The organism is Anaerotignum sp. (assembly GCF_031981185.1).
Lineage (GTDB): Bacteria > Bacillota > Clostridia > Lachnospirales > Anaerotignaceae > Chakrabartyella.
In genome coordinates this window covers 50,718-55,462 of the sequence record NZ_DALYUL010000022.1, presented here as the reverse complement: position 1 = coordinate 55,462, position 4,745 = coordinate 50,718, and the positions used below count along the sequence as shown (strand labels likewise).

The window sequence follows — 4,745 nt, the reverse complement described above, 5'->3', positions numbered from 1 at the left end:
CCTTAATCATGGTATAAACATCAACATTTTCATACTTAACACTTATAACAGGATTCTTTTTCAATGTGACTGTTCCAATAATCAAATCAGGAATATTTCTATTGACATTGGTTGCATTGATATAGTTTTCATTTAACAACTTAGTCACTAAATTAGAAACCGTAGTATCTCCTGTAAAACTTGTAGTTCTATTCTCTAGGATACAAGATATGCTTTTGCCAATGACAATTAACTTCTCTACTCCATAGCTATCAGTAGTAACATTCTTTTGCAGGATGAAACAAGCTTCTTTGTTTTGCTTATGGTAAAGTAAGGTATTGATTTTTAATAGCTTAAATACATCTTCATCAAACGGCATTTCAATCTCACATTCCCCAACATCATTAAACCGTCTAGTCCAACGCAATGAATCATATTGCGTGATTAGCCCTTGTAACTCAAAGTTTTCATATACATACAAATCCATAGCTTACACCCCCAAGAAACGTGGCGTATAGTAGAGAATAACATCCAGGTTGGTCTTATTCACATCTGCATCATATTGAAGGATATTTCGCCCAACATCCAAAGTAAAAAATGTACTTTCAATATCAAGAAAACGGAATCCATTTATAATGCTATTGACAGTAACCTTTTTCTTTTCCGGATAGGAAATCACTTCAATGCTATCCCCTTTTTCCATTGGATAGTTAAGCCTAATAAATTCACCTGTTAGCTTATTCAATAGTTTGGGATTTTTCACCGTCCCGCTTCTAGCCTTAAATACTACTCTAAAACCACTTTCCACATCGCCCTCATTTTCAATCAACTTTTCAAAGGCTGATTTCTTTACCCCAAATACAATACCTTTGTTTTTTGGTATGACTAAAGGAAAATGGAACTTAGGTGTCCATAATGCTATATTTTCAACCTTCTCAACATTTTTCCAGAATGGACTATAAGCCATCAAAGAAATATCATATCGAATCAAGCCACTATTCTCTTGTGGATCAGGTATTTCCTCTGGAATAACTTCAATTTCTTTTACTTCATTTTCATTCTGATAAATTAACGTTCCTTTCAATGTCGGGTTGACAACCTTAATAAGATTTCTAATTAATGCTTTTGTAGTTGAGTTCCTATCAATAATACCCGCTAAAGTAATATATCTACTTTCTAATGTGTTTGATATGTAGCTTTCACCATGAATTAAATTTGTCTTATTGGTTGTGATACTATTTTTCGTTTCTTCCTCTAATTGCTCTAAGAAGTAAGCGGAAAAAGGAGAAAATTCAACCTCACCGCCTACTTCATTTCTATAGATTACTCTTGTACTTTTAGTGATTAACATTGAATCCCCCCTTTATGCTAACTGTGGCCTTAAGCCTAAGTCTCTAACCGCTTTCTTTGTGGCTCTGTATGCTTTAAATGCTGTTTTCTCTTCATTTACACCATAAAAATTATTTGTTACATTGGTATTGCCGTTATTACCTTCATTTTTACGGTATCTTTCTGCCTCTGGTTTTGTTAGTACTCTTTCACCCTCGTGAAGTATGGATTTATAACCATCAAAAGGAACATATGATAAACCATTTCTGTTGCTACCGTCTACTGAATCGTCCTCAGCTTCTCTTTTTGCTTTCTTAGTTTCCTCGGCTTTATCTTTCCAGAACATCAATGTGTCTTTAATATCGTCTGCCCTTTTGCCAATCCAGTCAGTAATATCATTCCATATGTTCTTCATTCCGTCCCAGACTTTGGTAAATATCTCTTTACCTGCTTCTTTCGCTTTTGAACCAAATCCTTTAATGGTTGTAATGAAATCATTTAACTTTTCATCAATCCATGTGGTAATTTTATCCCAAACGTCAGCAAAACCATCTTTCACCTTGTTAAATAAAGCTATCGCTGCCTTTTTAAAGGCTTCTTTCATATTGCTTAAAGCTGTTACAATGCCATCAAGATTATTCTTCACGAGGGTGACAATACCGTTCCAAACATCACTAACTAATGTCTTGATACCGTTCCATGCCCCTTCCCAATCACCATTAAAAACGGCTGTAAATATGCTGAATATATCTTGAATGGCTTTCATGGTTGTATCAAAAATTATTCTAACTTGCTCGCATACTGCGTAAAGATATGTACCCTCAGTTTGAGCGTTTGTAACAAATGCTGATATAACGCTTCCAATAAACTCAAAAATACTACCGATAAATTCCGCTGTAGTTGATACTACTGCTCTTATTTCCTCTGCATGTTCTGAGATAAACGTAGCAAATCCACTCAACAAAGGTAAAATACTTTCCCCTATTGGTTGCATGAAAGAAGTTTCCCACAATCTTTTAATACCCTCCATTGCAGAACCAAAGTTATCAAACTTAATCTGATTAACTTTCCCCATAGCATCATTAGTGGCACTAATTTCACCGTTTGTATTGGATAAAGCAAGGATAGCGTCTTCACCCATATCTTCCCACATAGTGCCATAGAGAGCTACACCTGCTTGATTTTTTAACACTTCGTCATCGCAATTAGTTAAAGCACCGTTTACAATTTTAAAGGCATCCTCTGCACCTTCACCACCATTAGCAAACTTCTCAGTTAAAGCATCTGCATCTAAGCCTAAAGCATGAAAGGCATCTGTCGTGGTAGTAGAACCGTCTTTTGCACGAATACCAAATTCTTTCACCGCATCCCCAAGCTTATCCACATCGAAAACACCAGCCTCGGCGCCATTAGCAAACATATTGAACATTTCATCGGCATCAAAACCAAGCTGCTGGAAGTGTACCGAATACTCATTGATACTATCGAGCATATTTCCATTCTTATCTAATCCATTCTGGCTCCCTTGTACTATAAGGTTAAAAGCTTCATCGCTTGTGATCCCGAATTGATTCATCATCGTATCAACTGAACGGATACTTTCGTTTACTTCCATATCAAAGGTGTCACGCAATAGTAAAGCATTTTGCGTAGTTTTTTCCAGTTCTTCACCTGTAAGTCCAGTTTGTGTTTTAACTTCTCCTAAAGCATTGGCAACGTCACGATAATCTTCTCCTAAATTCTTAGCATAGATATTTTTAATGGTATCACCCATACCTTGCATTTCTTCGTCTGTCATACCAGTTTGGATTTGTAGGTCGTTTAGGCTACCCTGTAATTCTTGTGCATTTTTCGTGCAATTAATCAAACCAACAACTGTTTCCTTAATTGCAACCCCAATGTTGAAACCACCTGCTAATTTACTTAAAGCACCCTTTAAGCCCATACTTTTTATTTCTGCTAATTTCGCTTTAATTGAAAAGTTATCTAATTGTTGCGTTGCGCCATTATCATTAACCACTATTTGAGTAACCAATGTGCCTAAATCAATCATTCTTATTCACCCCCAAACCGTTCTCTCAATTTCTTTCTATCTGGTTTAGTTTGTTTGGAGAGATAACATTCTTCCAAATAATCTCTACCCTCTTGTGATTGCTTTAAGTTATAAACAAAAGCATCACGCAATAATACAGCAAAAGTATAAACATCTAATTCCATGCAATCAGAAAAAGTTAAACCGCTATAATCAGATACTTTTTTAATAGCTGTTGTTTCTACAATTAAGTATGGCTTTTCTTCATCCCCATTTATTGAAGGTTTTGTGGGGAATACTACTCCCCCAACTGTCCCACGCTAAATTGAAGATAATCCTTTAGCACTTCCATTGCAGCTCTTATATCCATGATTTCTGAGATTTCATCCTCTGTAAACTCAATACCATTTAAGTTACGGTTAAAAATTCTTAACATCAACCGATATAAGGTTTCAATAATTTCAATTTCTTCCATATCGCTTTCAACCATCTCATTCATGGTCTTAAACATTGCCTGTGTTGGCTTTTTAATTTTTAATACATCCTTATTAGGCAATTTTATCTTGTAACTATCCTGTGATACTTTGCTTAAATCAATCATGTAGTATCCTCCTTTGAATAAATAAAAGGGCATATCTTTAAAATACGCCCTTTAAATGTTTTGTCATTATGCAATTGTTTTATCTTCTTCGTTAAAAATAACAAGTGTACCTTCATCATCTAAAGCCGTTGCCTTAAACTCTGTATTTACAACAGTTTCCTTATCCTTGGCAAAAGCGAACTCAATTGGAGCTTGATTATTACCAACAATTGTTACTCTTACATTGCCATCCGCCGCATCTTTATGTAAGAAGTGAATTAAATACTTTTTACCATCAAAATTACCAGCACCGCCAATCTTAACAGTTCTTGTTTTCTTCTCTTTATCCTCTGTTACTCTTGCTGTAGAACATAATTTTTTAATCGTATTACCGTTTAACGTAGCAATACCAGTCTTTAATACTGCTGTTTCCTTCTTAATAAAACTTTTACTTACTCTGCCACTATCAACTTCAGCATCATACCATTCTACGTCATAGTTAATAACTACACCACCTTGGATTTCAGCAAGTAAATTTTCCTTCGTTTCAATTTCCGCGTATTCTGGAATTGTATCAATATATTCCAAACAGAATACGTCACCACTGCCTAATAGAATTCTTTCCATTCAATCACCCCTTCTGTATTTACTTAACACGATAAAATTAGCCTTAAAATGAAAGGTATTTGTTTCAAGATTTTCAAGACTTCCACCACCATTCAATGCTATGCTCAAAATACGATCCGTTAGCTGTTCATCACCTCGGGTAAGTAAAATTTCTTTTACACCTTCAAGAATCTTTAACCCATCGCTCATGCTTTTTGA

The 4,745-nt window shown here is 35.2% G+C and carries 6 protein-coding genes; all 6 read right to left on the bottom strand.

What is annotated here, in order from left to right; translation table 11 throughout:
* Nucleotides 1–466: Gp37-like protein (locus tag RTK36_RS12530; protein ID WP_331655044.1), on the bottom strand; the 466-nt coding region annotated here is incomplete at its 3' end.
* Between the two features lie 3 nt (nt 467–469).
* Complete coding sequence (locus tag RTK36_RS12525) at nt 470–1,330, bottom strand: phage distal tail protein (protein WP_312047586.1); 861 nt, start codon at nt 1,328–1,330, stop codon at nt 470–472.
* 12 nt (nt 1,331–1,342) lie between these two features.
* A complete protein-coding gene (locus RTK36_RS12520) occupies nt 1,343–3,361 on the bottom strand; it encodes a phage tail tape measure protein (RefSeq protein ID WP_312047585.1) in 2,019 nt (672 codons plus the stop codon).
* A 277-nt stretch (nt 3,362–3,638) separates the two neighbouring features.
* Nucleotides 3,639–3,941 carry a hypothetical protein gene (locus tag RTK36_RS12515; RefSeq protein WP_312047584.1) on the bottom strand — a complete coding sequence of 101 codons (303 nt, stop codon included), beginning with the start codon at nt 3,939–3,941 and terminating at the stop codon, nt 3,639–3,641.
* A 66-nt stretch (nt 3,942–4,007) separates the two neighbouring features.
* Nucleotides 4,008–4,547 (bottom strand): hypothetical protein, encoded by a 540-nt coding sequence (locus RTK36_RS12510; RefSeq protein WP_312047583.1) that lies wholly within the window; start codon nt 4,545–4,547, stop codon nt 4,008–4,010.
* On the bottom strand, nt 4,548–4,745 hold a 198-nt coding region (locus RTK36_RS12505; protein ID WP_312047582.1), incomplete at its 5' end, for a hypothetical protein.